This is a genomic window from Protofrankia sp. Cr1 (assembly GCF_963555865.1).
Classification (GTDB): Bacteria; Actinomycetota; Actinomycetes; order Frankiales; family Frankiaceae; genus Protofrankia.
The window spans coordinates 9,903-13,605 of sequence record NZ_CAUVXO010000123.1 but is presented as its reverse complement, the minus strand read 5'-3'; the positions used below and the strand labels follow the sequence as shown (position 1 = coordinate 13,605).

At 64.8% G+C, this 3,703-nt stretch carries 4 protein-coding genes; 3 read left to right on the top strand and 1 reads right to left on the bottom strand.

The window, feature by feature from the left end:
• The 3 genes from U9980_RS12330 to U9980_RS12320 all read left to right on the top strand — a co-directional run.
• On the top strand, positions 1 to 628 hold a 628-nt coding region (locus U9980_RS12330), incomplete at its 5' end, for an NAD(P)/FAD-dependent oxidoreductase (RefSeq protein WP_416210249.1).
• Between the two features lie 99 nt (positions 629 to 727).
• Positions 728 to 1,930: a cytochrome P450 gene (locus U9980_RS12325; protein ID WP_322768031.1), complete on the top strand. Its 1,203-nt coding sequence runs from the start codon at positions 728 to 730 to the stop codon at positions 1,928 to 1,930.
• A gap of 29 nt (positions 1,931 to 1,959) precedes the next feature.
• Positions 1,960 to 2,868: an SAM-dependent methyltransferase gene (locus U9980_RS12320; protein WP_322768030.1), complete on the top strand. Its 909-nt coding sequence runs from the start codon at positions 1,960 to 1,962 to the stop codon at positions 2,866 to 2,868.
• Positions 2,869 to 2,960: 92 nt separating this feature from the next.
• On the opposite strand, the gene U9980_RS12315 is transcribed toward U9980_RS12320, so the two are convergent.
• The gene (locus U9980_RS12315) at positions 2,961 to 3,533 is read right to left on the bottom strand and encodes a YceI family protein (RefSeq protein WP_322768029.1); all 573 of its coding nucleotides are present in this window, start codon (positions 3,531 to 3,533) and stop codon (positions 2,961 to 2,963) included.
• Between the last annotated feature and the right edge of the window lie 170 nt (positions 3,534 to 3,703).

The following is a 3,703-nucleotide window of genomic DNA, read 5'->3' as shown; positions in this document are numbered from 1 at the left end:
CTGCCCGACCAACGACGGTCTACACATGCTGGCAGTCATGCGCAAGCCGGATCGGTACCGTGAGTTCCGCGCGGATGTCGAAGGCAGCTTCCAGTCGGTGTTCGACCGGGTCGTTCCCGAACTCGGCGAGGATCTCCGGGCCCGCGGAAGGCGAGAGGAGAACTTCCGTGCAATCCGTTATGCGGACAACTACTACCGGCAGTCCCACGGCCCGGGGTGGGCCCTCGTCGGGGATGCGGGATACCACAAGGACCCGATCACCGGCTGGGGTATCACCGACGCCTTCAAATACGGTGAAATGTTGGCAGACCACCTGCACCTCGGCCTGTCCGGCGAGCGATCGATAGACGATGCGGTCGCCGAATATGCCAGGCGCCGCGACGAGGAGAGCGCCGGAGTCTTTCAACTGACCGTCACCATGGCCTCGCTCACACCACCCCCGTTCTTCTACTCCGCACTCAACGCAGTCAGTCAGAGTCCGGACTACCTGAAGAAGTTCTTTGCGATGGTTGCCGGCGGATACCCCGGCGAGGAGTTCTTCGCTCCGCAGAACCTGGAGAAGCTCTACGAGGAGGTGGGTACGCCGCCTGAGAACCGTCTTCTCACGGCCTCCGGCGTTGCTCACTGATCGGTCAAGATGCCGCCGTGCCCTCGGGGACACCCGCGCCCACTCACGTCAGCGCCGAAACCAACACGTAGGCCCGGCAACAACAGCCTTGGAGAGAACGTGGAGTACGACCCCTTTTCGCCGGCCATGGCCGAAGACCCCTATCCCACCTACGGTTGGCTGCGCGACAACGCCCCCTTATACCACAATGCCGAACGTGGCTTCTACGCCCTGACCCGCTACCAGGACGTCCTCGCGGCGTTTCTCGACGCGGAGACGTTCCTCACGTCGCACGGGACCACGCTGGAGGGGCTGGAGGACGGCTTCGACACCCTCCTCACCACCGACCCCCCCGAACACGACTGGAACCGGAAGATCCTGACCAGGCGCTTCAGCGCGATCCGGATGCAGGAACTTGAACCTCGCATCCGCGAGGTGACCACTATGTTGCTCGACGACGCGCGTGACGCCGGCCGGATAGATCTGGTTGCCGGCTTCTCCGCCAGGCTGCCCATGGTTATAACGGCCGAGATACTGGGTCTGCCGGTCGACCAACGAGATCTCGTGCGCGATCTGTGCGGTCGACTGATGGAGCGCGACATCACCGATACACCGGGTGTCCTGCCGGCCAGCGCGGCGCAGGCGGCGGCGGAACTTGCGCAGATCTTCCTCGCCCTGATTGCCGAGCGCCGCAGCCGTCCCGCCGACGACCTGGTGAGTCTCCTCGTTCACACGCCGGTCGTCGCCGATGACGGCACCGAGTACTATCTGGCCGACCATCAGCTCCTCGGCCGGGTGGCGGAACTCACCGTGGCGGGGTACGAGACGGTCATGAAGCTGGTCTCCAGCGGTGCGGTGCGCCTCGCGGAAGCGCCTGCAGCGCGGGCCGAGTTGGCCCGAGACCCATCGCTCATTCCCAACGCCGTCGAGGAGATGCTGCGTATGGACCCGCCGGCCCAATTCACCGGCCGCTGGACCAGCCGTGACATCGAGGTACACGGCACGGTCATCCCCGCCGACCACAGGGTACTGCTGCTCATCGGAGCCGCGTGCCACGACGAGCGGACATATTCGCACCCGGAGTGCCTGGACATCCGGCGGGACGTGGGCCGACAACTGGGGTTCGGTTATGGTATCCACCTCTGCCTCGGCGCGGCACTCGCTCGCCTCGAGGCACGGGTCGCCTTTGAAGAACTGTTGTCGCGTTACCCCACCTACCAGGTTGACTACAACGGGATTGTGCGCACCTACTCCAGCAATCAGCGCGGCTTGAAACACCTCCCACTCAACCTCAACCCTTCGGTGAACTCTGCCGTCCAGTAGTGAGGTCCTGTCATCCTTCTCATTGCGAAATGGGATTTCCATTAATGATGCCGCACGCTGTAGGACACAGATCGAGCCGCACCGCCGAGCACGTGGCGTTGTTCCGGGCGTTGGAGTCGCGGCGAGGTGGCGCGCGGCTGTTCGTCGACCCGTACGCCATCAGGTTTCTCCGTTCGAGGTACCGGTTCATAGCACGTTTGGCGGAGCTACCGCTACTCAGCGGGGCAGTACCCGGCTACATCGACAGGCGGTGGACCAGTGGCCCACGGAGCTCCGCGGTGGTACGTACCCGCCTCATCGATGATCTTCTGGGCGATGCGGTCGCGGCGGGAACACGGCAGGTACTACTGCTCGGCGCAGGCTACGACAGTCGCGCCTACCGGATTCCCGCGCTCGCGGCGCTGACGGTCTTCGAGGTCGATCACCCTGCCACGCAGGCAGGCAAACGGCGCCAGATTCACCGCCGAATCCCGCCGAAATCATACGCACACGTCCGCTTTGTTCCGGCCGACTTTGAGCGGGGTGACGTCGACGCAGCGCTGCGGCAGGCCGGTTTCATCACCGACCGTACGGCCGTCATCTGGGAGGGGGTCACCGAGTACCTGACCGCCGAGACCGTCGATGCGACGCTGCGGTGGCTTACGATCGCGACAGCCGCTGGCAGTCACATCATCTTCACCTACGTCGACCGCGGCGCGCTGGACAACACGGGCGGATTCGACGGCGCGGCTGAATGGCTGGCAACGGTCCGCGGTGCCGGTGAGCCGTGGAAGTTCGGCCTCGATCCGTCCGAGTTGCCCGGCTACCTGGCCGAGCGTGGCATGACGCTGATCTCGGATCAGTCGGCACGCGACGCAGCTGTACGTTATCTTGAACCACTCGGTCGGCATGAGCCGACCGCTGGATTCTACCGCATCGCAGTAGCACAGGTGATCTAGCTTGTCGTTCACGTAAGCAGCCCCGTCAGGCCACATGCAAGGGTGTCGCTCGACCTGTTCTTCCAGCGTGCAAACCATGATCGCCTCTCGCACTAGGACGTGCTCCCGGTGCTCTCCAGGACGGCTTCGACGTCGACGGTGACGTCGATCATGTCGCTGACGACGACGCCGCCACGGTCGACCACGTCGTTCCAGCTCACGCCGAAGTCGTGCCGGTTGATACGGGTCGCGGCGACGAAACCCGCACGTCGCCGTGGCCCGAGGTTCTGACCGTTCTCCCACCAGGGCGTATCCCACTGGCCCAGATATGTCACGGCCAGAGTCACCGGGCGGGTGGTCCCACGGATGGTCAGCTCCCCGGTGACGTCGAACTCCGTCGCGCTCACCTGGGTCACCCGCGTTCCCGTGAACGTCCAGGTCGGATGGTGGTCCACGTCGAAGAAGTCGGCACTGCGCAGGTGGGCGTCCCGGTTGGGTTCGCCGGTGTACACCCCGGTCGCGTCCAGCGTCGCCTCGATGCGTGCCTTCTCGGGTTCGTCCGGGTCGACCTCTATGGACCCGCGAATGTTCTTGATCTGCCCTCGCACGTAGGTGACCATCATGTGCCTGGCCGTGAACTGCGCGCCGGTGTGACCGGGTTCGAAGAACCAGCTCGTCGCCGCCACTGTTTGTTCCTTCCCTCGGAGATGTCGGCCACACGACCGGCACGGCCGCCAGGAGTCACCCCGACCACGTCGACCACGTCGTGTAGCCGTTCTACCCACGGCGGGCGGTGACGGCACCATCACCAGGCGTGCGGTTTCGGGTGGACGGGTCGTGTTGGCCGCCTGTCGGC

Bases quoted from the DNA above. Each gene is read 5' to 3' on its own strand.
- U9980_RS12320 (WP_322768030.1), top strand. From the start codon at position 1,960: ATGGGATTTCCATTAATGATGCCGCACGCTGTAGGACACAGATCGAGC.